This window comes from Riemerella columbipharyngis, from assembly GCF_900101995.1.
GTDB classification, from domain to species: Bacteria; Bacteroidota; Bacteroidia; order Flavobacteriales; family Weeksellaceae; genus Riemerella; species Riemerella columbipharyngis.
This window is the reverse complement of the sequence record NZ_FNAS01000013.1, coordinates 44,324-71,249: the sequence shown is the minus strand read 5'-3', so window position 1 is coordinate 71,249 and position 26,926 is coordinate 44,324. Positions and strand designations below refer to the sequence as shown.

General features: G+C 37.1%; 22 protein-coding genes and 1 tRNA gene. 15 read left to right on the top strand and 8 right to left on the bottom strand.

Annotated features, from left to right (window positions below; translation table 11 throughout):
* The 10 genes from BLS89_RS10660 to BLS89_RS07640 form a co-directional block, all read left to right on the top strand.
* The coding region (locus BLS89_RS10660) for a hypothetical protein (protein WP_176763273.1) at positions 1 to 231 on the top strand (231 nt) is incomplete at its 5' end.
* Between the two features lie 84 nt (positions 232 to 315).
* Positions 316 to 1,041 (top strand): BRCT domain-containing protein, encoded by a 726-nt coding sequence (locus BLS89_RS07680; protein WP_092737191.1) that lies wholly within the window; start codon positions 316 to 318, stop codon positions 1,039 to 1,041.
* 3 nt (positions 1,042 to 1,044) lie between these two features.
* On the top strand, positions 1,045 to 1,545 hold the full coding sequence (locus BLS89_RS07675; RefSeq protein WP_092737189.1) for a hypothetical protein: 501 nt from the start codon (positions 1,045 to 1,047) through the stop codon (positions 1,543 to 1,545).
* Between the two features lie 245 nt (positions 1,546 to 1,790).
* Entirely contained in the window at positions 1,791 to 2,102 is a 312-nt protein-coding gene (locus BLS89_RS07670; RefSeq protein ID WP_092737187.1) for a hypothetical protein, read from the top strand.
* Positions 2,102 to 2,359 carry a hypothetical protein gene (locus tag BLS89_RS07665; protein ID WP_092737185.1) on the top strand — a complete coding sequence of 86 codons (258 nt, stop codon included), beginning with the start codon at positions 2,102 to 2,104 and terminating at the stop codon, positions 2,357 to 2,359. Before BLS89_RS07670 ends, BLS89_RS07665 begins: the two co-directional genes overlap by 1 nt.
* Positions 2,360 to 2,363: 4 nt before the next feature.
* The gene (locus BLS89_RS07660) at positions 2,364 to 2,627 is read left to right on the top strand and encodes a hypothetical protein (RefSeq protein WP_092737183.1); all 264 of its coding nucleotides are present in this window, start codon (positions 2,364 to 2,366) and stop codon (positions 2,625 to 2,627) included.
* A 102-nt stretch (positions 2,628 to 2,729) separates the two neighbouring features.
* Complete coding sequence (locus BLS89_RS07655; RefSeq protein WP_092737181.1) at positions 2,730 to 3,188, top strand: hypothetical protein; 459 nt, start codon at positions 2,730 to 2,732, stop codon at positions 3,186 to 3,188.
* 60 nt (positions 3,189 to 3,248) lie between these two features.
* The gene (locus tag BLS89_RS07650) at positions 3,249 to 6,863 is read left to right on the top strand and encodes a coiled-coil domain-containing protein (RefSeq protein ID WP_092737179.1); all 3,615 of its coding nucleotides are present in this window, start codon (positions 3,249 to 3,251) and stop codon (positions 6,861 to 6,863) included.
* A 12-nt stretch (positions 6,864 to 6,875) separates the two neighbouring features.
* Positions 6,876 to 8,984 carry a hypothetical protein gene (locus BLS89_RS07645; protein ID WP_092737177.1) on the top strand — a complete coding sequence of 703 codons (2,109 nt, stop codon included), beginning with the start codon at positions 6,876 to 6,878 and terminating at the stop codon, positions 8,982 to 8,984.
* A complete protein-coding gene (locus BLS89_RS07640) occupies positions 8,974 to 10,851 on the top strand; it encodes a hypothetical protein (protein ID WP_092737175.1) in 1,878 nt (625 codons plus the stop codon). Before BLS89_RS07645 ends, BLS89_RS07640 begins: the two co-directional genes overlap by 11 nt.
* Here BLS89_RS07640 and BLS89_RS07635 read toward each other — a convergent pair.
* The 7 genes from BLS89_RS07635 to BLS89_RS07600 form a co-directional block, all read right to left on the bottom strand.
* Positions 10,848 to 12,023, bottom strand: coding sequence for a site-specific integrase (locus tag BLS89_RS07635; RefSeq protein ID WP_092737173.1), 1,176 nt, complete (start codon positions 12,021 to 12,023; stop codon positions 10,848 to 10,850). The genes BLS89_RS07640 and BLS89_RS07635 overlap by 4 nt on opposite strands.
* Before the next feature lie 166 nt (positions 12,024 to 12,189).
* Positions 12,190 to 12,261, bottom strand: a tRNA-Gln gene (locus BLS89_RS07630).
* A 572-nt stretch (positions 12,262 to 12,833) separates the two neighbouring features.
* Positions 12,834 to 13,844 (bottom strand): phenylalanine--tRNA ligase subunit alpha, encoded by a 1,011-nt coding sequence (gene pheS, locus BLS89_RS07625; RefSeq protein WP_092737171.1) that lies wholly within the window; start codon positions 13,842 to 13,844, stop codon positions 12,834 to 12,836.
* A gap of 670 nt (positions 13,845 to 14,514) precedes the next feature.
* Entirely contained in the window at positions 14,515 to 16,104 is a 1,590-nt protein-coding gene (gene pckA / locus BLS89_RS07615) for a phosphoenolpyruvate carboxykinase (ATP) (RefSeq protein WP_092737167.1), read from the bottom strand.
* A gap of 134 nt (positions 16,105 to 16,238) precedes the next feature.
* Positions 16,239 to 17,141, bottom strand: a complete 903-nt coding sequence (locus tag BLS89_RS07610; protein ID WP_092737165.1) for a GYDIA family GHMP kinase — start codon at positions 17,139 to 17,141, stop codon at positions 16,239 to 16,241.
* 59 nt (positions 17,142 to 17,200) lie between these two features.
* On the bottom strand, positions 17,201 to 18,241 hold the full coding sequence (gene recA / locus BLS89_RS07605; protein WP_092737163.1) for a recombinase RecA: 1,041 nt from the start codon (positions 18,239 to 18,241) through the stop codon (positions 17,201 to 17,203).
* A gap of 358 nt (positions 18,242 to 18,599) precedes the next feature.
* Positions 18,600 to 18,878 carry a hypothetical protein gene (locus BLS89_RS07600; protein WP_092737161.1) on the bottom strand — a complete coding sequence of 93 codons (279 nt, stop codon included), beginning with the start codon at positions 18,876 to 18,878 and terminating at the stop codon, positions 18,600 to 18,602.
* A gap of 453 nt (positions 18,879 to 19,331) precedes the next feature.
* Here BLS89_RS07600 and idi point away from each other — a divergent pair, with 453 nt between their 5' ends.
* The 5 genes from idi to BLS89_RS07575 all read left to right on the top strand — a co-directional run bounded on the left by idi (position 19,332) and on the right by BLS89_RS07575 (position 24,642).
* The gene (idi, locus tag BLS89_RS07595) at positions 19,332 to 19,847 is read left to right on the top strand and encodes an isopentenyl-diphosphate Delta-isomerase (protein ID WP_092737159.1); all 516 of its coding nucleotides are present in this window, start codon (positions 19,332 to 19,334) and stop codon (positions 19,845 to 19,847) included.
* A gap of 164 nt (positions 19,848 to 20,011) precedes the next feature.
* On the top strand, positions 20,012 to 21,445 hold the full coding sequence (gene miaB, locus BLS89_RS07590; protein ID WP_092737158.1) for a tRNA (N6-isopentenyl adenosine(37)-C2)-methylthiotransferase MiaB: 1,434 nt from the start codon (positions 20,012 to 20,014) through the stop codon (positions 21,443 to 21,445).
* A gap of 53 nt (positions 21,446 to 21,498) precedes the next feature.
* Positions 21,499 to 22,770, top strand: coding sequence for a sigma-54 interaction domain-containing protein (locus tag BLS89_RS07585; RefSeq protein WP_092737156.1), 1,272 nt, complete (start codon positions 21,499 to 21,501; stop codon positions 22,768 to 22,770).
* 4 nt (positions 22,771 to 22,774) lie between these two features.
* Positions 22,775 to 23,320, top strand: a complete 546-nt coding sequence (locus BLS89_RS07580) for an LptE family protein (protein WP_092737154.1) — start codon at positions 22,775 to 22,777, stop codon at positions 23,318 to 23,320.
* Between the two features lie 5 nt (positions 23,321 to 23,325).
* The gene (locus tag BLS89_RS07575) at positions 23,326 to 24,642 is read left to right on the top strand and encodes a hypothetical protein (protein ID WP_092737152.1); all 1,317 of its coding nucleotides are present in this window, start codon (positions 23,326 to 23,328) and stop codon (positions 24,640 to 24,642) included.
* A gap of 89 nt (positions 24,643 to 24,731) precedes the next feature.
* Here BLS89_RS07575 and BLS89_RS07570 read toward each other — a convergent pair whose 3' ends face one another.
* Positions 24,732 to 26,843 carry a S8 family peptidase gene (locus tag BLS89_RS07570; protein ID WP_092737150.1) on the bottom strand — a complete coding sequence of 704 codons (2,112 nt, stop codon included), beginning with the start codon at positions 26,841 to 26,843 and terminating at the stop codon, positions 24,732 to 24,734.
* Positions 26,844 to 26,926 lie beyond the last annotated feature (83 nt).

Below are 26,926 nucleotides of genomic sequence, written 5' to 3'. Positions count from 1 at the left end.
GATAACGCCGAAAAGTTAGCCCTCAAAGTAGTGGGGCGTATGCGCTTGGATAGCAATAATACGGAGCATATCCTATACAATTCTTTCATCAAAAATTCGGTGGAGATTCGTCCGGTAGAGCTGGAGGGCGTGGGTATTTTTGGGGTGGAAGTATCTTTCCAGCTCAAGAACCCACAGCGGCTGAAAGTAAACCCCGACGACTGGAAGGATTTGGATAAGGTTTGTCTATAAATTATCTATTTAACACTCTGTCCCGCCATTTTGGTGGGGCTTTTTATTTTTTTTATCTTTACAGCGAGGAAAAATTTTATACAAATGTTTGATTATTTTCGTGACGAAGATTTCGAAGAAATCTACAAATTAGCCCATTATGAGGAAGTAAGAAATACCGAGTATAGAGTATTTACAAAAGAGGATGCAGCTTCCGTTTTCAATGTTTCTATTGAGGATATTGAGTACTATATTTATAAAATCAAACTTTTTTCAAAAAGTAACGGAATGAAAAAAGCTTTTAATAAAAGCTTTACTGAATATTATATTTCTGTTTTAGGAATGTACTGGATATGTTTATTAAATGAAGATTCCGATAATGAATTATTCCGAAGATATGCACCATTCTTTGCTAATCAAGGGATAAAGTTTGCCCTAAAATTATTAGGTAACCTGCCATCTGAAAAAACAGAAAAAAGAAAATCACACTCTGGTTATGTACAAGGAATAGATTATGAAGATATTTTGATGATGCAAAACATGAAAAAAATACCCTCTGAACTAAAAACGATGAAGGAAGTAACAGATACTTCTCATTTTTTCTATTCAAAAAAAGTAGTGATTACCGGAACATTTGAGAAATTTCCATTTAGAGAAGAAATGGCTAAACTTCTACACGATGTAGGAGCTGATGTAAATGTTTCCATATCCAGAAAAACAGATTATGTCATTGTAGGTGAAAATGCCGGACCAAAAAAAATGGAGAAAATAAAAGAATTGGGAATAGAAACTATTGATGAATCTAAGTTTATTGAACTTTTCAAATTATAAATAATGGCTAAACAAAAAAACTTTCCTAAACCACTATATCTAAATAGAGATGCATTAGAACTATTCAGGATGAAATTTTTATATAAAGTAAAAATGAATTTCTTTTCCAATACATTTGTCTATACTTCGGATAATATTGAAAACAAAAACATTCCTTATCTGTTAGGGGAGCTACATAGTATTTGTGTAGATGATTCTTGGAAAGAAGAAAAAAATAATTTCACAACATTTATTTCCAGCAGAGAAGATTATGACAATGCCTTAAATGGAATTTACAGCAATGCCTTTTTGTTTTTTATAAAAAGGATTAATCAAAAACAAACTTTGGAGGACGAAAAAAAGAATAAATTAACAGCAGATGTTTACATTATTTTAGAGGAAGATTTTATTTTGTATCATAGAGATAGAGCAAATTTTATTAAATATAAAAAAATAGAAAATCATTTTGATGAAGAAATATTGTTAAGCACAATGCAAGAACAACCTATGAATAAACTATTTTAAGAATTACATTTATTTCCTGTCAAAAATAATCCACCAGATTTTTGGTGGATTATTTTTTTTGTTATATCTTTGCAGTGTACAACATTCATCTGGGACTAATCCCTAAGATTATATTTTTATCGTGATATAACCCCCGAAGGAGGGTGTGGTTGAGAAGCCACACAGATCATTCCCAAATGATTGTTGTACACCTCCTAACGGGGGTATTTTGTATCTGGGAAATACAATTTTTAATTTTATATATTATGTACAACAATCACAGCACTGCATCAATCGTGAAGTATAGTAGCGAGATGCCAACCAGTAGATGGAAAAGGTTCTTACTAAAAAGAAGAACCGAAAAAGTTCAATCTTTCATCAAGTCTTATCCAAGAAAAGCCTTTACCTTTGTAAAGGAGAAGCAAGGCCACCTGTTTGCCCAGAGGATAGAAACCGGAGCTTACAAAGTAGAGTTCCGTTCTAAGATTACAGGGCGTTCTGCCTTTGCCTATGGAGCATCGTTTGAAGCGGCTTATCACAATATGATAAGGATGTACAACCTAAAATATGATGCGTAATGGAAACAAATGAAACTACCAATATCTCTTTTGAGGTAAAGCTATCCAGCTGGCTATCTACTCAATTAGATTTTTTTGATAATGCCTCCATACAGGAAAAGATATTTGATATAATGGAAATGGTGGATATTATAGGCTTTTTTAACGAGAAAGAAACAATGCTTCTTAAAGATGTATTAAAAAGCTATCTCAAACTGAGTTTTATTCTTAAAAATCATCCTGACAAAACAGAGAAACTCATTAACTTTCTAAAATAATGCTATGGAAGATTATAAAAAAGAAATGCTGGAGCTTTTGCACCGGTATTACAGGCCAATAGGGGAAGAAGAAAATAGAATATTTGCATCTACGGCTAAACTCTTGGCAATGTTCCGAGGCGTGATTCCTCATCAACCGATAGGGGAGCACGATGTCTATGAAGTCCTAAAAGATGCAGGATTTCAAATAGAGAAAGGCTTAGCCCAAGATGAAAACGGAGACGAAATAGAGGTTTTCCTCTGGGTTCTCTACAGTCAGCAGACTTAGCAATATTTACTTCATAAGCCCCGCCATATAGGTGGGGTTTTTTAGTTTGCCGACTGCAGTTCTGTCCTTTTTTCTGATGGCGTTTTTTTTTTGCTTTGTGGTATGGAATTTAAGAATGAAAAAGAAGTTGCTAAAATGGCAGGAATGCTACTGACGATAGTACTTCAAGATAAAATAAAAACACTTGGGTTCAAAGAACACTACGAGAACAGCGGCAAGAAAATTTCTAATGCTGAAGCTGTAGGAGATTACAAAGTAGGTAAAGCTCCAAACAATATGCTCAAGTACTATATGAACAAGTTGGTAATAAAAATGCCGGCTTATGGATTTATACAGCACTACGGAGTAAGCGGTATCCGTGGTTCCGGAAGCAGGACAAGGCATAAGCCACGGACAACCACTTATGATTTTCGATATCACAATTATAATCTTCCGGCTAAAGATTATATCGATAAAGCCATTTCTCGATCCAAGGTAGTCCCTTTTGTTATGGAAAATATTACTAAAATAAGAGGTAAAGAGATAATGGTATCTCTCAAAAATTTTATAGAAAAGGAGTGATTTTTTTGTCCTTTTTTTTTAGCTCTGGTCTTTCGTTTTTTGCCTCAAAAATAGAGAAGAATGGCAACGCAGATAACGACCAAAGGCATCCTTACCATCAATGGAAAACAAGTAGAAGAAACATTTAACGGACTTCGGAGAGCCGCAAGCCAGCTCGAAAGAGATTTGAAAAAGCTCCCTGTTGGCTCAGAAGAATTTGTAAAGAAATCCGAAGAACTGAAAAAAGTAAAAGCCCGATTTGCGGAAGTACAAGCCGAGATAAAGGGAACAAATAAGAAGATGCAGGAATCCGGAACTCAAATGGATTTCTTGGGGAGTAAGTTTGGAATATTGGGCAAGGCATTAGATGGTGCAATGAGTAAATTCCAAGGCTTTGGCGGAATGTTTTCCAAGACTACGGATCTGTTGGGCAAAGGAGGGCTTTCATTCAAGGCTCTGGGGGGCGTCATCAAGGTTTTTGCCATAGAGAGTTGGGCGGCTATATCTTCTATTCCTATCGTAGGGTGGATAGGGGCTGCCATCAGTGCAATGGCCCTATTGGCAAAGCAATTTTTTGACTATAATAATGAAATTTACAAATACAAGAAGCTCATTGAAAACAAGTTTGGAGATTTGGGGAGTGCCGCTGACGAGCTTCGTGTAAAAATTATGGCGGTGTCCGAACAATTCGGTGTGAGCTTTGAGCGGATTATAGACACGGTGGACACGCTGTCTTCTTCCGGACTTACCAGCCAGCTGGGTGCAATAGATGCCATCATCAAAGGAATAGGCACTACGGACAATGTCGATAATTTCTTACGGAAATTGGATTTAGGAGCATCTAAGGCACGGCAAATAGGTATCAACCTAAACGAAGTCCTCAATCTTACCAAAGCCCTGCAAGGTACAGCCATAGATCCTACTCAAATCTATGGAGCAATAGAGAAAGCGTCTGTAAGGCTTCAGATGTCTATGGATGATAATAAAGCAATGATAGAGGCTTTTGGAAAGGATTTCACAGAGGGGCTTCTGAAAGAAGTTCAGAGCGGTAGTATTACTACAGTGGAAGCTCTTGCCAAAATAGACGAACAGGGGAAGAAAAACAATATCACAATATCTCAGGAAGCTGCGTTGGGTAAGGATTTGTTTGGTAAAATGGCGGCTAATGCTGGAGCTTACGAAGAAGAATTGAGGCTGATAGGAGAGGCCCACAAAGACCAATACTCTGATTTGACGGAGCTCCAGAAAGAAACAATAGAACTTACAGAAGCAAATATAGAGCTTGGAAAAGCGAAAGACGATGCTCTAAAATCGGATGCTTTATTGAGGTTTGAGCATACTGTAGAACTGGCTTGGACTAAAATCAAGACCTACTTTTACAAAGGGGTAGGCTATATCATTGCAGCTCTTACTAACATAAAAGTACAGGTATTGCTTGTCCCAAAAGCTATGGGAGCAGCTGCTAAAGGGATGAAAGGGATTTTTACCGGAATAGTATCCGATATTAAAGATGTGGCTCATGCGGCTTATGCCTTATTGGAAGTTTTAGATGGTTTGGTTCATTTCAATGTAAGCGATACAAAAAAAGCGTGGAATAATTTGACTCATATATTTGATAATGGTTTTAAGCATACCAAGGAGGCATTTTCTGGGGCAAAGAATAGTTTTGTGGGGGTATTTACAGACTCCTTTCAGGAAATTAAAGATGCCTTTTCTGCCAACCAAACGCTATACAAAGAACAATCACAACAGCAGGAAGCCATCGAGCTGAAAACCATAGCAGGGCTTAACAAAAAGAAACAAGTCTTGCAACAACAATTCAACCAAGCCATTTCCCAAGAACAAAGAGAAGCCATAAAAAAGCAGATAGACGAAATAGATAAGCAAATAAAAAAAATGCAGGGTGTAGATGTGTCCGGGAAAAGTGGAAAAGGAGGTGGAAAATCAGGTAAAAAAGCCAAGCCAATCAAGGATAAAGACGACAAACAAAAAGAGTATCAAGAAGCTCTAAACCTCCAACAGCAGTATAATAATGATAGTGAGAAATTGGAAGAACGATTAGAAGAAGAAAAGCTGAAAATACAAGAGGATTCTTTGGAAAAAGAGCTTAAAATGCAAGAAGCCTCCAGAGCCAAAGAGTTCCAATCTCTAAGGGAGCAGTCCGATAAAATCTATCAAAATATATATTCGTTACAAGAAAAGATTAAACAAGCCAAAACCCCACAGGCTAAGTCTGTGTTTGAAAAAGCCCTCGAAAGAGAAATGGATGTACTGCAAACTCATGATAAGCTGGTAGAGCAATCCGAGCAAACCCATCAATACAAGATGGCGCAAATCCGAGAAAAATGGGCGATGAAGGATATAGAGGATTTTGTAAAATCTGAGAATGTAAGGATAGAAAAAGAGCGGGCGGCAGACGAAGAAGAAATCTCAAATATCAAGACAATGGCAGAAGCCAAAGCAAAACTATCTAAGTTAGAATATCTAACACTTACCGATACGGAGCTGGAAGGTATCCGGACTTTGGAAGATGCAAAAAGGGCATTGAGAGAAGAAGCGGATCGCAAGATGCTGGATGCACAGCTTAAATCTCTGGAAGCTCAAAGGGAAATACTCACAGAGGAATTATCCAAAATGACAGGCCCAGCGGCTAAAAAACTTAAAGAAGATTTGAATCAGCTGAATATCCGTATCGTTAAAATTAAGTCCGCTATACAAGGTGGTAAAGAACAAGACCAAGCGAAAGTAGATAATGAGAGGCAGGAACAGCTGAAAGGTATTGACATCTTAGGTTTTTCAGCAGCTGATTGGCAAGATTTGTTTGATAATTTGGATACCACAGAGGGAAAAATAAAAGCAGCCGTAGCAGCTATGCAGGCAATGGCCAATGCGGCAAGTATGTTCGGAAAATTACAAGCGGCAATCAACCAAAGGGAGATGCATAGCTTCACTAAAAATCAGGACAAGAAGAAAAAGGCACTATTAAAATTGTTAAATGAGGGGAAAATCAATCAGGAGCAATATCACAAACGCCTGCAAGAGTTGGAAGTTCAAAGCGCCAATAAAAAAGCGGAGATATCATATAAAGAAGCTAAAGCCCAAAAAGCGGCGGATATTATGAGTGCTATATCCGGAACGGCTACTGCCGTGATAGGCGCATTAGGAAATAAGCCGTGGACACCAGCAAACTTTGTGTTAGCTGGTATTGTAGGGGCATTAGGTGCTGTGCAAATAGGCACTATCGCAGCGCAGCCACTTCCTGAGAAACCATCTTTTGCCCAGGGCGGATATACCGGCAATGGAATTGGAGCGGCAGATGCTACGGGTCATCGTCCAGCAGGTATTGTCCACGAGGGAGAGTATGTAACGCCGAAATGGATGCTCCAAATTCCGATGGTAGCCGACACAGTATCTTGGATGGAAAGCATAAGAACCGGAAGGACGAAGGTAAAAGGCTATGCCGAAGGCGGATATACAGAGCCACAAAAAGAGACTAACAGAACCACTACCGACGACAGCACTTATCTTCAAATGATAGGTGTAATGACGGATGTAAAAAATTTGCTTACCCAGCTCAATGAAAACGGCGTGGATGCTTATATGGTAGAAGATGCAGAAAATGGGCGGCGGCTGAAAAGAACGATAAAAGAATTTGAAAAAATAGAACAAAGAAATGCAAGGAAAAATATTAACTAAAAACTTTACGATATGGCTACAAGATTCAAAGTAGAACGAAAATGCTTTATAATAGACCAAATTTTTGTTGGTCCACGTGAAATATGTTACGATGTAAAAGTCCCTATTAGAGAATGGAGTGTAAACCCTCAGTCATTTAGACCAAAATATACAAAAGGTGGTGATGTTCCTGAGGCTTTCACGGATATTACCTTTCCGGAACTTAGCGAGTGGGAACATACGAGGTATACCAAAGTAAGATATAAGATATCAGCTTCGTTACCTACTGGAGAGAATTGGCTTCGTTTGAGTGCCGGCAATCTTACGGGGGATATCTTTACGCCAGATAATTTGGAGTCATCTCGGGTACATCTTGTATTTCAGAATTTAGATGCTTTGGACAGGGGCATTCATCAAGCCACTGTAGTGGTGAACGCTTATGGTGTAGATGAGCATGGAGATTTGCATTTTATCGAAAACAGTCCTGCTATTGATATTTCACTTACTGTAGAAGGAGACGGAGGGGGTTCAGGAGGATATGGAATCTCTACCGGTGCTTATACCGACAAAGATGTTTACAATATTAGGTATAATAAATCCTCCGAAGCATTAGAAGGAGAGAAGGTTATTACAATTTATAATCTTCGGAGCCAAGATTTTATACCGTATGCCGACCCACCTTTTAATCTGTCTTTCATAAAGGAAGAAGCTCTTGACCCAAAGAGATTATTGGTAACTCTCATACCAGAAGGTATCAATTTAGAAGTGGGGAGTTATTCCAAAGCTTGGATTTTTAAAACAAGGAGGAAATGGTTCGAAGGCCATCATATAAATAAAATTGTTACAATAAACTTAGAGGTAATAGATGATAGTAATGATTTTAATCTTACTCCGAAGAATTTTGATTTTCAGATAAGCAAATCCGATGTAGTGGATATCCAAACAGGTACAGTAACGATAAACAATCCTAATAATCTAAATTTGAGCATCACTGCAAGCCCGAGCTTTTTGGAAAATGTACAGATAAACGATAATTTTTTAACCTTTAATACAAAATCTTCTGCTTCGCTCAATGTTGGGAACTATTCCGGAGATATCATCGTAACGGCTGGGAATGTTAATAAAAAAGTAAGTGTCAGTTTGCAAGTAATACCAGGTCTGCAATCCGATTTTACCAATAAGGCTTATTATTTTACTTTGGACGGAGAGAAAATCATTATTCCAAAGACAAAGAGTTTTTCTGCTTATGCAAAGATTACGGCAAATATGTATTTCAAGGGATATGGAGAAGAGCATTTGGAAACACAGGAGTATGTATACCCGTTTATTTCGGATAGTATAGAATACCGTCCAGGAGAAGATGTACAAGATTTTTTCATTAGAATAAAAGACTATTATCAGCAAGATGGGCAATATCAATATGACCTTTCTCCAGTGTCATTTTTAATTCAAGAATATGATGCAGATGACAATCTTATTTCGGAAAATAGGCTCAATAATATATTCTTTGCTCCGGGCAAAACGCCTAAGTGCTTTCCTGTATTCACGGATTTTCCGATACGCCGATATTATCCGGGCAGTACCGTATCTTTTGCCCACGACTGTATCCGACCAAACAACGATATAAAAGCGGTTTACAACCTATCCAACTACGGAGAGGGGATGCTGGAGAAAGGGAAGTTCCAAGTGAATAAGATTTGGCTTTATTCGGATAATTTTAATGAGCAGCCAGCAGACTTGGCGGGCGTGGAGCTTATTCCTTTTCCGGACACGGGGAATGGTGTTATCCATATATTTTTTGAAAATCAAAATTTGGTTTTGGACTGGTTTTCCTGCCCAAATTCGTTTCAGAAGAAGTTCAGTTTTACGCATATCTTCGATGACTCGAACAAGACGAAGTTTGGCAGCTTGGAAACCGAGAATATCATCATCAATACCGGATGGATACTCAGAGAAGAAATCGAACTGATTAATGCTATTATAAAGTCAAGACTATGTTTCATAGTGATAAGGAGACCAAACGAAGATGAAGACGAGATCATCACAGCCAAGCCCATCTCTAAAAAAAACGAAATCTATGATACTAACAGCAGTAAGTTCAATATCGATTTAGAATTTAATATCAAAACCGATGAAAGATAAATTTATAACGAATACAGGAGTAGAAATACCATTGGACAAATCCGGATTTGTGTTTGTGGAAGAAAATCCCAGATTTAAGGATTCGTTCTGGACGAACTACACACTGCCTATATCGGTGCAGTACGACCGTGATTTCCTATCAAAGTTTGGGCAGTATTCTTCACACACAAATACAGGGTTAAAACGCTACCACGAGGGCATTCATTTGTTCGAAGGTAAAATCAGAAAAGGGAAGCTGGAGATCATGGAGTTTAGGAACAATAATCTGAAATTGCAGATTGATTCCGGATTTGAGAATCTACCGAACTTTGACAAAAAGCTATCGGATTTGCCGCTTTTGGAGATAGAAGTAACAGATATCTACGAGCATGCCAATAAAATAGTTACCAAAAAATATCCGGATACAGAATATAACTTTCCACGCCTATACACCGATGAATACAACCTCGATGACGAAGCGTGGAAGTATTTTGATTCTTTCATTAATAACAGGAATAATCTGGAATCAACTACCGGAGAAAAGGTATTTCCACGCAACAGAGTGGAAAACGGAATGGATGTTTACAATAAAAATATCATCCATCCTATGCCTTATTTACTGTATGTTCTTCAAGTTGGATTTATGGATGCCGGCTTTAGGCTTTCGGGAGAAATATTGGATGACCCTTATCTTAAACAAAGGTGCATCTGGAGTGGTACTCATTATTATATAGATGCAGAACAAAAAGAGCATAAAGCCGCTATCTATCAAGAGGATTTCTACGAAACGGGTATGAGTACGGATTATGCTGCTGAAAATAGTTCTGCACCGGAGCAAGGTGGTAAATGGAAAAAGCAAATCCGGATAGGAGCACCGGGGAGATACCGCCTTATCATTGATTCTAACTTAAACTACAACGGCCAAAAATATGAAGGCAAAATAAAGATATCATCTCCCCAAATTATAGACTTACAAAACTTGGCCGAAGAAAGTTTGCGGAATAATAATTACCATATCGAGAAGGTTTTCTCGGTGTCCGAAGCCCAAGCCTTAAAAGGAGCAGAAATACTCATAGAGTGTTCGGAGTACGGTGTTCCCAATCAAGAAGACCAAAACGGGAAGAGCATAGGTATTGCACAGATTTACATCAATCCTATGAGGCAGCACACAGATTCAGGAGTACCTATTATTTATGTTTTTAATGAAAATAAAATCAACCTGAAAAAGGCAGTACCGGATATGACTTTCGGAGATCTGGTAAACACGATTAAAAACCTTAGGAATTACGACCTTGAGTTTATTGGAAATAGAGCTGTAATGAATATTATCAAGGTGGATAAAACTATGCCGACAGTTCCATTCGAGGAATTTGAAGTGCCAGATCCTATCAGGAAATTTAATGACAAATCGTTTTTCAATCTGAAATTTCCGGATGTAGAAGATATCCAAACACAAAATATTTTCATCGACGACCAAGGCTATCATATGAATTATAAAAATGTACCGTCTGATGCTACAGAGATTAACATAAATGTATTTTGTTTGCCGATGACATATTTCCGAGGGGTATATACCGCCAAGGCATATAGCGAAAACGCTCTGATGCTGGTGTATTATGATGGATTAAAAAATGGGGATAATAACGCCTCAAATCCTGAGGGACTTATGGACGAGTCTCTTGCTCAGAATTTGGTGGGTTGGTATAAAAACCGTTTGACAAATTTCAGCTACAAATGGAAGTTTGTCGTACCCAAAAATAAAATCCGTAAGTATAATATCCGCTCGGAAATCTCGTGTTACAATAAAAAGCATTGGATAAAAAGCTGGACAAAGAAATCTCTATCAGATACGCTCTATCTGGTAGAAATCGAAACCGAGACTTTTTAATCGTCCATCAAGTACATACTTTTTATACTCTCGGATTTTATGATATGAACATATACCATTGTAGTTTGGATATCGCTGTGATCCATTATAACCTGTAAGTCTTCTATTTTGCCACCTTTTCTCAAAAAATTGGTGGCAAAGCTATGCCTTGCAACATGAAAATGAACTTTCTTTTTTATGCTACATATATTAGCAATCTCTTTTAGAGCCTTATTCATTTTCTGATCACTTATTTTGGTTACAAATAGCTCAGGATTATGTTCTACTATTTCTTTAGCTGTTTTGGTAATGATCACAGTATGGATATTATTTGTTTTAGTGCTTACATAAGTAAGAGTATCACTTTCTACATCTTGGCGATTGAGCTTTTGTATATCAGATATCCTCAATGAAGAATAGCAAGAAAACAAGAAGTATCCGAGTGTCAGCTTATGATTGGGCTTTATAAATTGGCTAAAATAGTATGCTTTTAGCCGGTTAACTTCCTCGATATTCAAATTGACCCTATTCCCTTTTGTGCTTCCAGGTTTAATATCATCTACATTCAAATTTAGAAAAATACCATATTTTCTGGCTATCCTTAAAAATTTGGTGATGATTTTTATGGATGATGCTATTGTCGTTGGTGCATTGTTTTTTGTATTTGCTAAATATCCTTTATAACTATCTATAAAGGACATATTGATTTCATGAAAAGGAATATAGGCTCTATACTCTTCTAATTTTTTGATTTCACTAATGTGTTTTTTGAATGAGTTTGGTCTTAGTATCATTTTCCCTAAATGATGTTTCATAAAAGCAATGAAATCATAATCGGGAGTTTTGTTTTTGAATTCCTCTATCAGCTTATCTAAGGATAATGGTATTTTGGATAATCGATAATGAATCCGTATATCTGATATTTTAGAGAATATTTGATCTAATAAAAGATTTATGGTTTCACTATCCTCACTCTTTTTAGCTCGTTGTTTATTTTTATCCCAATCAGTTGGTTTAATATAAATATCTAAAGGAACTCTTTTTCTTTTCCCTTCAGATGTTACAACGAGTAGAATTTGAGATTTACCATCTTTATTGATGTAATTTTTTAGATTAAAGTTCACATTCATAGGAGAAAATATTTTCGCACCTACTTTTTGTGAGTTGCTCTCTGGATAAAATTTTTCAAACATACTTCAAATATTTATAGATGAAGCGTTCTTTGAAAATTGCCACCAATAAGAATGAATTGTGGCAGTGTTAGTGGCAAAAAACAAAAAACGACTTACAAAAAATCCTCTTAAGCATCATTTTATAAGTCGTTTTTTTCGGAGTTTTACTCTTTTTCAGAGATTTTTGTAGACCCACAGGGACTCGAACCCCGAATAACAGAACCAAAATCTGCTGTGTTGCCAATTACACCATGGGTCTAAGATTTTAGTGGTGCAAATTTAGTCTTTTTTGTTATAATGACAAATTTTTTACTCTTTTTTTTATTAAAAAATATATAATATGTTTTTAATCAATATGTTAATTTTAATGTGCTTAATAGCAAAACCAATAGATATTTAGTAAAAAAGCTATCCTCTATTGGATAGTTTCTTGTATGTAGTATAAAAAAGACAGCTTATTTTACTAATCTAATAGCTGTTTTTCTACAAACACGTTTAGCCCTAAAATAACTTTTGTCAAGTTCTATTTCGTCTTTTCCGGTAGATAAATCTTTCTCACATTCTTCTGCAATAAGTTTACCTTAATTTTATGAAATATTTTCCCCTTAATCAAGTCGGAAACACCGATAATATCATCTTCAATATAAAACAGAGTTAAAGTCTCTCTAAATTTCGTCTCAAAAATTCTTAAATGGACAATACTCTTATTTTTTTATTGATTAATAATAGTTTAAAAAGTTATTGAACCCCTTATTATCTTAAATCAAGTTAATTCAAAAAAAATACCTCAATGGCTTTTTGTGAGGTATTTTGTATTATGATTGAAAAAAATTATAGAGTTTTGAATTGTTCCAGCATACGGATATCATTCTCGAAGAACATACGAATATCACTCATTTGGTAGAGCAACATTACAATGCGCTCTATTCCCATTCCAAAGGCGTAGCCGTTGTATTCATCTGGGTTTATGTTTACATTTTTTAGTACTGCGGGGTCTATCATACCACAGCCCATAATCTCGAGCCAGCCGGTACCTTTCGTTATCCTATAATCTGTTTCAGAGTTTAGTCCCCAGTAAACATCTACCTCTGCACTCGGCTCTGTAAAAGGAAAATAAGATGGTCGCATTCTGATTTTAGATTTTCCGAAAAGTTCTGTAGTGAAGAATTGCAAAGTTTGTTTCAAATCTGCAAAGCTTACATTTTTATCAATATAAAGTCCTTCTATTTGATGGAAGATACAGTGGGCACGGGCAGACACAGCCTCGTTTCGGAAAACCCTTCCGGGAGCTAATATTCTGATGGGAGGCTGGTGCTTTTCCATGTATCTAATCTGTACCGAAGAGGTGTGGGTTCTAAGCAAAATATCAGGATTTTGTTCAATAAAAAAAGTGTCTTGCATATCCCTTGCTGGGTGGTGTTCTGGAAGGTTCAGTGCGGTAAAATTGTGCCAATCATCTTCTATTTCCGGACCGTCTGCTACAGCAAAACCAATAGATTTAAAAATATCAATAATCTTGTTTTTCACTAAGTTGATGGGGTGTCTACTTCCCAATTCCAAAGGGTAACCAGGGCGGCTTAAATCCTGTTTTTCCGTAGTGCTATCCATAGATATCCCACTTTTTAATTCTTCCAGCTTTGCATTTACGGCTTGTTTCAAAGTGTTTATTTTTTGTCCGAATGCCTTCTTTTGGTCATTCGGTACTTTTTTGAACTCTTCAAAAATGGAGTTCAAAATCCCCTTTTTACCATTGTATGATATTCTAAATTCCTCTATTTCAGAAAGCGTTTCCGAATGAAACTGAGAAACTTCTTTCAGGTATTCATCTATTTTGTCTAACATTTGAGTAGCTTTAAGGTACAAAAATAAGATTTTCTTTTTATAATACTCTCAAAAGTATTATAAAAACTCTATATTTTCCATTGTAAATCGTTTAATAGAGTGGGATTAAGAGGGGGACTATCTCAAAATGTTGGATCAGGGTAAGCAGATTTAAGTTGATTAGGGTGTGTTTAAAATTAAACAATTCTATTGTTTTTTGTTATTAATACCTTGATGTTTTCTATAATGATATTCTTCAATGAAATTTTTAATTCTCTTGTATAACTCTAACCAGATTTTATGACACTTAAGTAAATATAATCATATTTGATATTTCTGAAAAATTGTTTCTTTTCAAAATTAAATAATTCTATTAGTTTTTTGTTATTAATGTCTTGGTGTTTTCTATGATGGTATTCTTCAATAAAATTTTTAATTTTTTTATATAGTTCCCAACTAATTAAGTAAATATAATCATTTAAAGAATTAATACAATACCTTCCCCTGCCCTCTCTATAAGGGAGTTTTTTGTTTCTATATCTCATAAGAAAGCCGAGAAAAAAATCAATAACGGACTATATTGAAGTATTATTTCTTTGAAGGAACTTTAAAGATGTGAAACTTTTTTAGGAAAAGGAATAAAAAAAGCTACCCTTAGTTGGATAGCCTCTTTCTATGTTTAATATTAATTTTACAATTGAGGTCCTGCTGGAACTAATGCTTTACCTTCTTCGGTGTCGCAATATTTCTCAAAGTTTTTAATGTATTTCGCTGCCAAATCTCTGGCTTTAGCTTCCCATTCAGAAGGAGATGCGTAAGTAGAACGAGGGTCTAAAATATCAGAAACCTTAGGTAAAGATTTAGGATATTTTAGGTTCATTACAGGGATCACATCAGTCTCTGCATTATCGATAGAACTGTCCAAAATAGCATCAATAATCGCTCTGGTGTCTTTTAGAGAAATTCTTTTTCCTGTTCCGTTCCATCCTGTGTTTACCAAATAGGCCTTAGCCCCGTGCTCTTTCATTTTGCTGTGAAGCGTTTTGGAATACATCGTAGGGTGAAGAGAAAGGAATGCCTCTCCAAATGCCGGTGAGAACGATGGCGTAGGTTCTGTGATACCTCTCTCTGTACCTGCAAGTTTAGAAGTATATCCACATAAGAAGTAGTACTGTGCTTGTTCATCACTTAGGATAGAAACCGGTGGCAATACTCCGAATGCGTCCGCAGAAAGATAGATGATTTTTTTTGCATGCCCTGCTTTAGACGGCAATACGATTTTGTTAATATGGTAAATAGGATAAGACACTCTTGTATTTTCCGTAATTGATTTGTCTTTGTAGTCTACATTTCCTTCGTCATCTGCCACTACATTTTCGAGGAGTGCATCTCTTCTAATAGCACCCCAGATATCCGGCTCTTTTTCTGCAGAAAGGTCTATCACTTTTGCATAACAGCCTCCTTCGTAGTTAAACACGCCGTTATCATCCCAGCCGTGCTCATCATCACCGATAAGGAATCTTTTAGGATCTGCAGACAAAGTCGTTTTACCGGTACCGGAAAGTCCGAAGAATACCGCCACATCGCCATTCTCGCCCACATTCGCAGAACAGTGCATAGACGCCATACCTTTTAGAGGGAGGTAGTAGTTCATCATAGAGAACATCCCTTTTTTCATCTCACCGCCGTACCAAGTACCGCCGATAATCTGAATCCTATCTGTAAGGTTAAACATCACAAAGTTTTCGGAGTTAAGTCCCTGAGCTTCCCAGTTCGGATTAGTAACTTTAGAACCGTTCATAACCAAGAAATCCGGCTCTCCGAAGTTTTCAAGTTCATAGACAGAAGGACGAATAAACATATTGGTAACAAAGTGAGCCTGCCAAGCCACTTCCATTACAAATCTTACTTTTAGTCTCGTATCCGGATTGGTTCCACAGAAAGCATCCACTACATAGAGCTTTTTGCCAGAAAGTTCATCGGTTACCAATTTTTTACAGCTTTGGAAGATCTCGTTGGTCGTAGGCCTGTTCACATTTCCCCACCATACCGTATTTTCTGTAGTAGCATCTTTTACCACATATCTGTCCTTAGGCGAACGCCCTGTAAAGACACCTGTTTTTACGGCTACAGCACCGGATTTTGTAAGTTGCCCTTTTTCGTAGCCTTCGTTTTTATCGCTCATTTCATCTTGAAAGAGCTGCTCATAAGATGGATTGTAGATGATTTCTTTGGCATTGGTAATTCCAATTTTCTCCAAATACTGTTTGATTTTTTCCATGATAATATTATAATAATTTACTTTTAATTCGATTTTGCAAATTTACCTATTCTAATGATGATTAGAGAGCTTAAATTTAATGATATTCATCAGAAAAAACAATTTTATTTTTTTTATGCTTTAGTTTTTGTAAATCAAAGAATTATATCTTTGTATTCAAATAAATGTTCAAATCCCTTCTCCGAAAAATAATCTTTGTAGCCCGAAAACTTAGCACTTAGAATAAAATCGCCTCCCCAAGCACCTAAGCTTTTCATAAAAACAGGACAATCTCGGAAATACTTTTCTTTTACCGTTTCTAAACCTAAGAACTCTGAGAGCAAAGCCTCGTGGGACTGCATCAATTCTGAAAAATCGGATAAAGATGGAGCTTCCAATACCGCATTGGTAAGCTCGGAAAATCGCTCTATAAACCGAGAGTTTTTGTTTTTGGATTTATACAGCTTGATGCCCTCTCTGCTGTCCTGCTTCTGATTGAGATGTACAAATATCAATTCGTCCTTAAAGTCAGGTGTAAAATCCACGTGTTTTATCTTTCTTTTTTCTTGTCCTATTTGATACAAAAGAGCGTGCTGCTCCATTGCCACCGCAATATCATAACCACTCCCTCCCAATGCTTTTTCATTGAGTAAAAATGCATCAGCACCAGACCATTTTGCAAGATTTGCCATTAGCGTAGAGCTACTGCCTAAGCCATAGTTTGCCAGAAACTCTAGATTGGTCTTAAAATGATAAGCCTTACCACTCTGAAAAGAAGGTTTTATTCCTTGTAATGTTTTCAGCGTATGGCAAATAAATTCTGCTGCTTTCAACATATTGGCGGACTTCACTTCCCATTTAGAAAAATCTATTTCCGCACTTAGCCACCTCTCCCCCTGATGGCGGGCTTCCCAGAATATCGCAGAGGGAGCGCCCTCCGTTTCTGCTACCTCCATAGATTGCCCCCACTGGGAAGGGACCGCAAGTGCCAAAGCACCGTCTAATACCACATACTCCGAAGTCAAAAGCAATTTCCCGGGCGAAGCTATTTTTTCCATAAGAATAGATTTGTAAAGATAAAAAAATAGCCCACCATAATGATGAACTATTTCAAATATTACTTCCCTTCGGGGTTTTTAAGTTTCTCTCTTATTTTCTCTGCGATTTCTTCAGACAGCTCAGGGTTATCTCTGAGTACATTTTTCACGGCATCTCTTCCTTGTCCTAGTCTAGTACCCTCATAATTGAACCAAGAACCATTCTTATTCACAATTCCCAAATCCACACCTATATCCAACAGCTCTCCGGTTTTGGATATTCCCTCGCCGTACATAATATCAAATTCTGCAAACTTGAAAGGCGGTGCTACTTTGTTTTTTACCACTTTTACTTTCACATGGCTTCCTATCGCTTCGTCGCCTTGTTTTATCGGCGGATTTTGTTTTCTGATATCCAATCTTATAGAAGCATAGAATTTTAGTGCATTACCTCCGGTAGTTGTCTCTGGGCTTCCATAAGTAACACCTATTTTATCACGAAGCTGGTTGATAAAAATAACGGTACATTTTGTTTTAGAAATATTGAAAGTCAATTTTCTAAGGGCTTGAGACATAAGACGTGCTTGGAGCCCCATTTTGGAGTCTCCCATTTCCCCTTCTATCTCTGCTTTTGGGGTAAGAGCAGCCACAGAGTCTATCACCACCATATCAATAGCACCGGAGCGAATTAAATTATCCGCAATTTCTAAGGCTTGCTCTCCATTATCGGGCTGAGAAATAATAAGATCTTCCAAATTGATTCCCAGCTTTGCTGCATAGCTTCTATCGAAGGCGTGCTCTGCATCTATAAAAACGGCAGTTCCGCCATTTTTTTGAGCTTCTGCTATGGCGTGAAGCGTCAAAGTCGTTTTACCCGAAGACTCCGGACCATAGATTTCTATAATTCTTCCTTTGGGATAGCCACCTACTCCTAACGCCAAATCCAATCCCAGAGAACCGGACGGAATAACATCTATAGAGGTGTCAATGGCATCGTCCCCCATTCTCATTACGGTTCCTTTACCATACGCCTTGTCCAGTTTATCCAAGACTAATTGTAATGCCTCTTTCTTTTTATCGATAGTCTTATCTCCTGCTTTTTTATCTTCTGCTTTGCTCATTATGATTTAATTTTATCTCCAAAAATACAACTTTTATTTTTAATTCAAATTCTAAAGAGAGAAAAATTACATTTCAAATTAAAAAGTTGCGACGGGTGCGGTAGAGTTTTCCAGTTTTTTATCTATTTGTAGTTTTTTGCCCGAAGAAAAATCATAACTCAACACAAGTACAAACATATTTTTGTTGTTAAAAAATTGAGTGGTATCATCGTAATTGACCAAACTCTTCGATACCGACAGGGTACGGTATCCCAAGTTTAGTTTCTCTTTTCCAGACAGATGTATGTGTGCTGCCTCACTGACGATATCCGTTCAGGTTCATATCATTATTAAACACATCTACATTGTCCGCTGTATTCTATTCGTGCTTAAACTGCGACGAATTGGTGGTATAACGTGAACCGATTAAATTGAAACTCAATTCGTCTTTCTTACCCAATTTTTGGGAATAATAAAGATCCAAAGACGGATTGGTATAAGACTGGTTGCTGTTGTTCACGGAAGCATCATTACGAGCTACATTTGTCGGAGTCACGCTTTTGATTTGGTTATCCGATATCTCTACTCCGTTGATAAGGAAAAGTACCTTTCTGCCTTTGATACTCGTTACCATATTGCTCACGGGGTCCAGCTGCAACTCGGGAAGTGTTACAATGCAAATCCTTGGAATGCCTCGCTTTTTTTAACCTCTTTGTTAAAGGTATAAGACGTGTAATCGGTGTATTGCCTTTTCTTTTGGTATTTCAGGATGACTCCCTGTATCTCTTTTGGTTGTAGGAAGGGTGTCTTTTTTCTCTTCTTGAGAAAACACTAAAACGGCGATATACAACGTAGATAATATTTTTTATTTATGATTTTTATTAAATTTTACATAACAGGATCTATTTTGTTGAAATAATTAGTGAAAAAATATTATAAATTATCGATTTTCAAACAAAAACTTATACTTCACAAATGTAAAAAATAAACACATAAAAATAAAATATAACTAACAATTTATATTTAATCCAAAAATCCGCAAATTTTGGCTCATCTGTGGCAAATATTTTTTCGGTAAAACAAATATCTTTATCTTTGAACAAATTATGATATGGAAGAAAGCGTAGTTTTAGTAAACGAGGACGACACGGTAATAGGAACCATGGAAAAGATGAAAGCACACAGACTCGGTCTATTGCATCGTGCTTTTTCTATTTTTTTGTTTGACAAACAAGGAAATATGCTTTTGCAAAAAAGAGCCAGAGAAAAATATCATTCTCCCAACCTGTGGACCAATGCCGTATGCTCCCATCCCAGAGAGAACGAAACTTACAAAGATGCCGCTATAAGACGCCTAAGAGAGGAACTGGGAATAGAAACTCTGCTCACAGAACGCTTCCATTTTATTTATAAAGCCGAAGTAGACGGCGGACTCTGGGAACACGAGTTGGACTATGTTTTCACAGGAATCTACAACGGAGAATTCCAGCTCAACCCAAAGGAAGTGTCTGAAGTACGGTATATCTCTATGGAAAATTTGGATAAAGAGCTAAAAGACCATCCGGAGCATTTTACGGAGTGGTTCAAAATTATACTCGGAAAATCCCGAGATAAAATAAATGTCTAAACTTAGATTTGCTTAAAACATTCAGGCTGCTCCTACAATATGCTTACTGGATTGCTGCAAATTCTCGATAAATTCTATATGACATTCTGTCATAATTTTGTTTATCTTTGCAGGAGATTTTATTTTTAAACTCTTATTAAAACAGATTAAATTAGACGATAATAGTGCAAAAAAAATATATAGACGAGACCAGACAAGGAGAAGCATACGCTATTGCAGAGAAAAAAGAAAATTCCAAAAAATTATTCTTGGAGAGCTACGGCTGCCAGATGAATTTTTCGGATAGTGAGATTGTGGCATCTATCCTCAGCGATGAGGGGTACAACACTACCCTTCGTCAAGAGGAAGCGGATTTGATATTACTGAACACTTGTTCCATCAGAGAAAAAGCGGAACAAACAGTGAGAATGAGGCTCTCTCAGTTCAAAAATCTAAAAAAAGAAAAACCCAACCTCACCGTAGGGGTTTTGGGCTGTATGGCAGAGCGTTTGAAAACAAAATTCTTAGAAGAGGAACACTTGGTAGATTTGGTGGTAGGGCCGGATGCTTATCGGGATTTGCCCAACCTATTGAAAGAAACCGAAGACGGCAGAGACGCCATCAATGTTATCCTTTCCAAAGAAGAAACCTATGCGGATATCAATCCTGTAAGGCTGGGAGGTAACGGCGTAACGGCTTTCGTAACGATCACACGGGGCTGTGATAATATGTGTACCTTCTGCGTGGTTCCTTTCACACGAGGGAGAGAACGCAGCCGAGATCCTCACTCCATTCTGGAAGAATGTAAAGAGCTGTGGGAAAACGGATACAAAGAAATCACTCTATTAGGGCAAAATGTAGACTCCTATCTGTGGTACGGTGGCGGTCCCAAAAAAGATTTTGCAAAAGCATCTGAAATGCAGAAGGCTACGGCTATAAAGTTCGTGCAGCTCTTGGATATGGTGGCTACCTCACTTCCGGAGATGAGAATCCGTTTCTCCACTTCCAACCCTCAGGATATGAGCATAGATGTGTTCCGAGTAATGGCGAAGCACGAAAATATTTGCAGATATGTACACCTGCCTGTACAAAGCGGCTCGGATAATATGCTAAGATCAATGAACAGACAGCACACCCGCGAGGAGTACCTCAACTTAATAAGAGAAGCCAAAGCCATTGTTCCGGATATTGCCTTTTCTCAGGATATGATAGTGGGATTCTGCGGCGAAACAGAGGAAGACCACCAGCTTACATTATCCCTAATGAGAGAGGTAGAGTACGACTACGGCTATATGTTTGCCTACTCGGAAAGACCGGGTACTCCTGCCCACAAAAAGATGGAAGACAATGTGCCAATGGAAGTGAAGAAAAGGCGTCTGCAAGAAGTGATAGACCTACAAGGAGAGCTTTCCAGAAAGAGAATGCAGTCTTATGTAGGGAGAGAGCATACCGTACTAATAGAAGGCGAAAGTAAAAAAGACAAAAACCAATGGAAAGGGAGAAATTCCCAAAATGCCGTTTGCGTATTTAACAAAGAGGAAGGGCAGAAAGTAGGTGATATAGTGAAAGTTTTTGTCTTTGACAACACACAAGGAACACTTTTGGCAAGGACGGTATAAAGAATTTTAATATCAAACAATAAGGGCTTATTTTTTAAGTACGAACTAAAAAGATGAACGATTTACAAAGTATAAAAAACCGTTTCGGAATTATAGGAAACTATCCTGCCCTCAATCGGGCTTTGGAGAAAGCGATACAAATAGCACCTACGGACATATCCGTTTTGGTAATAGGCGAAAGCGGTGTGGGGAAAGAGTTTATCCCTAAAATCATCCACTCGGAGTCTATGAGAAAACACAAATCTTATATCGTAGTGAACTGCGGTGCCATCCCCGAAGGAACGATAGATTCCGAACTTTTCGGACACGAGAAAGGCGCTTTTACAGGAGCGACCTCTACACGGAAAGGATACTTTGAAGTAGCAGACGGCGGAACCATCTTCTTGGACGAAGTAGGCGAACTTCCGCTACAAACCCAAGTGCGGTTACTCCGAGTTTTAGAGAGCGGAGAGTTTATGAAAGTAGGGTCTTCGCAGATACAAAAAACCAATGTGCGTATTGTAGCCGCCACAAATGTCAATATGGTAAATGCCATTCAGAACGGGCGATTCCGAGAAGATTTGTATTACAGGTTAAATACCGTACAGATAGATATGCCGCCGCTACGAGAGCGGAAAGGAGATATCCACCTCTTATTTAGAAAATTTGCCATTGATTTTGCCGAAAAATACAGAATGCCCGAGCTAAAACTTACCGATGACGCCGTAAAATATCTGGAAAACTACCCATTCCCCGGTAATGTAAGACAGCTGAGAAACCTCGTAGAACAGATGACCGTAGTGGAACAATCCCGAGAAGTAAATGCTGTAAAATTAGTCGAATATATCCCGATGAACGAACAGCTGCCGGCAGTGGTACAGACGGGGAGCAATAACAATTCCGGTGATTTCAATTCAGAAAGAGAAATTATGTATAAAATTCTTTTTGATATGAGGAATGATATCAACGACCTGAAATCATTAACTTCTATGCTCATCAAGAATAGAGGCAACAGCGATTTTAGTAATCAAGAACAAACCTTAATCGATAGAATTTATACTTCCGAACAAAATAATAATCTTAATAATTCTTTACTCTATTTTGAGAATAACAAACCTGTCGTTACCCCTGATGTTGTAGAGCCTATGGAAGAGGAGACTTATACGGAAGATATAGAAGTGGAAGAAGCGTCTCCAAAATCTCTCTCTTTACAAGAAAACGAGAAAGACTTAATCATAAAAGCACTGAAAAGAAATAAAGGTAGGAGAAATAAGGCAGCGGAGGAATTAGGTATTTCACAAAGAACACTTTATAGAAAAATAAATGAATACAATTTAGAAGTCTAAGGCTATGAATATTTTATCCAAATATAAAAAATCGTTTTTAAGGTCAATATTAGCTCTAATGGTCCTTACGATACTCTGCGGTTGCTACAGCTTTATAGGAAATTCTCTGACGCCCGAAATGAAAACCATTCAAATTAAAAATTTTCCTAATAATGCACCATTGGTAACCAATCCTATGCTTAGCCAGCAATTTACTATTGACCTACAAAATCGTTTTTTACAGAGAACTACTCTAAAAGGAACCAATACCAAGCCAGACCTTTTATTAGAGGGCGAAATCACGGATTACAATATCTCGCCAACCTCTATTACTACAGGAGTACAAGCTCAGAACGGCGTCGTTCAGGCAGCTCAAAACAAGCTGAGCATCAGTGTGAAAGTTCATTATGAAAACGCCATTGACCCAAAACTAAATTTTGACAAAACCTATACGGACGAAGTCGTTTTTAGTAGTAATCTGGATATAAACCAGATAGAATCATCACAAGTAAATATAGTGACAGATAGGATTATCAATAAAATATTCAACGACATTGTCGCCAATTGGTAAAGATTATGAATACAAGAATTTTAGACCTTATACAAGACCCGAAATTACTAACCAAAGAGGACCTGCCTCTTCTGAGAAACGAAATAGACAACACCCCTTATATGCAGAGTTTGCGTGCCTTAGAACTGGTAGGCACATATCATTTCGATAAAGAGAATTACACCTCTGTTTTGTCTGAAACGGCTGCCTTCACTACGGATAAAAAAATACTGTACCAATTGATCTTTGGAAAAACCAACAAGGCGAAAACGATAATATCAAAAGAGGATTATACAAAAAAAACTACACTACCTGAACAAAAGGAAACAGAAACAGAAGAGCTGCCAAACGAAACGCCAGGGTTAATAGTAGGCGAAATAGAAAGCTGCCAAGAAAATTTCGACGAAATAATAAGGTCTGAGAATACAATAGAAAGAAAAAACATAGGCACAGCAGAGGACATTCCAGAAAAATCATCTGCCGAAATAGCGGAGGAAAATCCTGTAAAAGAGGAAACTTCTTCTGATGCATTTGTTCCTAAAATCGTATTGAACAAGAAAAATGAAACCAACGAGGAAAAATCTGAAGAAGACAGCGAAATAAGCTTCCATACTACAGACGCTTTTTTCCCGAATGTAAAGTTTAATATTCCCCGCCCTGCAGAATATAAAAAAACATTAGAAGAAAACACACCTCAAGAACTTGTAACTCCTATAAATACTAAAGAACAAAAAACTATGGAAGCCGAAAATATCTCTCAGCCGGAAACAAAAGAACAAAGCTACTGGCAGCCTATGACTATCGAAGTTCGTACTCCGGATGCACTCATTGGAAAAAACAATGATACAAATAAGAGTGTAGAAACAACTTCTGAAAAACCCAAAGAGAGTATTAAGCCCATTGAAAAAGACCTATACCAAGAAAACCAACAACAAGAAGAGAAGCAAATAGAAACTTCTGCTAACTCTCTCTCCATTGAATCTGAAAAAGAAGAACAAAAAAGCAATGTTTCTTCGTTTATCAACACTTGGCAAAAATGGTTGGAACTTGGCTCCAACAAAAAAAATACTAAAACAGATTTGGTAGATAAATTTATAGAAAGTAACTATCAACCGAAAAAAAACAACAAAGACGAGGAAGTAGAGTACGAATTTGTTTATAAAGATAAAGGTGACGATATTTCGCACCTTATGACAGAAACTTTGGCAAATCTTTATGTGGAACAAAAATACTATGCACGAGCGATTACTTCGTTTAAGATTTTACAAGAAAAATACCCAGAAAAAAAGAAAGAGTACGAAAAGAAAATCCGAGAAATCAAAAATCTACGCTCAGGAAAATAAACAATATATTCTATTGAATAGACAAAAAAAAGTAACCATATCAAATTCTGATGCGGTTACTTTTTTGATATTGTTAAATGTAATTCAGTCTACTTTTTTATAAACTTTTTCACTACTTTACCATGAGGCATAAATATATCCACTACATATAACCCTGGAAGAAAAGCCGACACATTAATTTTTCCATCCAGAATTGCCGAACTACTGTATACAATGTTCCCCGATGTATCATAGATGAAAATTTTTGCGATATCTTCCGGGTGAGTAAAAGTAATAAAATCAACTGCCAATGAAGGATAGATTTCAATACCCTGATCAGCATTTAGTTCGTTTATTCCTAAATTCGATTTAGTATAACCTGTTACCGCAATGCTATAGTTTTGGGTATCTGTAGTTTTACCATCGTTATCCAATAAATGCTTTTTATTGGTTATTTTTATTTTATATTTCCCTGCTTTTGGTGCATCTATAAGAATTTGCTCTACATTGTCCACTGTATTGTCTCCTTTGGTTGCTACAGTCAGAGGGTGGTCGGCATCCAATTTCCAAGGATAGTAAACGGTATTGTCTTCCTCATCAATCACTCTTACATCTAAATCGTTAACCAAACAAGATTTCCTATTATTATAGATTTCTCCCCAAGTATCTCCATATCCCTTATAAGAAGGATCTATCCAAGATACAGTTACCTTTAGGGGCTGTTTTCCATCTGTTTCTACTTCTATCTCATCTGTATTACCGTCTTTTAAGGTTTTATTTTCGAAGATAGCTGTATTATTAGACTTTCCTACTAATATTTTCGCTCCTTCGGCAGCATCGGCAAATCCCCATCCAGACCATGAATCAGGACCTACATTGCCTACATCGTGGGCAGAGTGTATAAGTAGTGTTTTAGCGGCTGCGGCATTTAAAAGCTGTTTGTTAAATAGTTTTTTGGAAATTTCCATCCAAAGACCAATTACTGCTGTCACTTGCGGTGTAGCAAAAGAAGTTCCATCACCTATTGACCAAGAGCCTTTCTTTTTTCCTGAATCATAAGATGCATAAATTATATCAGAACCCACACCTGCAATATCCGGTTTTACAGCACCATCATCACGAGGTCCGGCACTACTGTATCCTGCTTTTTTTACATCCGAAGCCGTTTTGAATCTAGCGTCATTTTTCAAGATTTTTTCAGTAGCTCCGACTACAATAATATTTTTTGCTAAAGAGCCTGGACTAATACAGTCATAACCCTTCGAGCAGTTGTTAGATGGTACGACATCAGATTTTTTGAACTTCTTTTTATTTCCGTTATCATCATAATAATACGCATCTTCTGCAGAGCCATTCGGCCCGTCTCCATAGGAGTTTCCGGCAGCTTTTACAATGACCATTTCTGGGTTTGTATAAACTATATCATCATAGTTCTGATCTTCGTCAAAGTAGCTTCCGTCAAAGTTATATGCTTTTTTGGAGGTAGGAGAATAGTATCCATACCATATGTATTTATCAAGATCCGAATCATATTCCCACTGTCCGTTGATTCCATAAGAGTGATTAGAAAGATAGTTCTTAGACTGCTGGATTTTTTGTATTAAGGTAAGCTCCTCTGTTTGTCCTTTGAGTACCGAGTCATCAAAATAATAACTTTCAAAAGTAGCTTTGGGTAGCACGCCTTTAGTATTATAAATACCGCCTTGCCCATCTTGTAATGTATGTCCGATACCTCCCATCATATCTGTAACTCCTGTAGAGTGTGAGCTGTATGGCTGTTCATCTTTTTCTTTATTCGTTATTCTTGAAGCATCCCCAAAGTCCTCATGCTCGGCATAAACCCTGCCTCCATCGAACACCCCGACATGAATTCCCTCTCCATTAAACGCTTGAGCAAGACCTTTTATTTTCCCTTCTTGGATAAGATCTGCATTTACATTTCTATTTTGTACCGTATCCATAGGAATGTAATAATAAGGCCGCCCAAACGCAAAAAAAGCAAGACTTTTTCTCTTTTTTTTCAATTTAGACATTTCCTCTGCTCTTGACTTTGCATCAAGATCAAGCTCCTGATTAGACTTTCGTTTTTTTACATACAAATTATATTCAGAAAGCTTCTTTTGTTTAGATTTCTCGAGTTTTACTTTTAGTTCCGCATTCGTATTTTGAGCCATCCCCCAAATACTAAAGGCTAAAAATGAAAATAGTACTATTTTTTTCATAGCTTGATAATTAAAATTGATGCAAATGTATAACTTTATTTCTATAATACTAATTTTTAATTCGATAAAAAAAATATACAGAC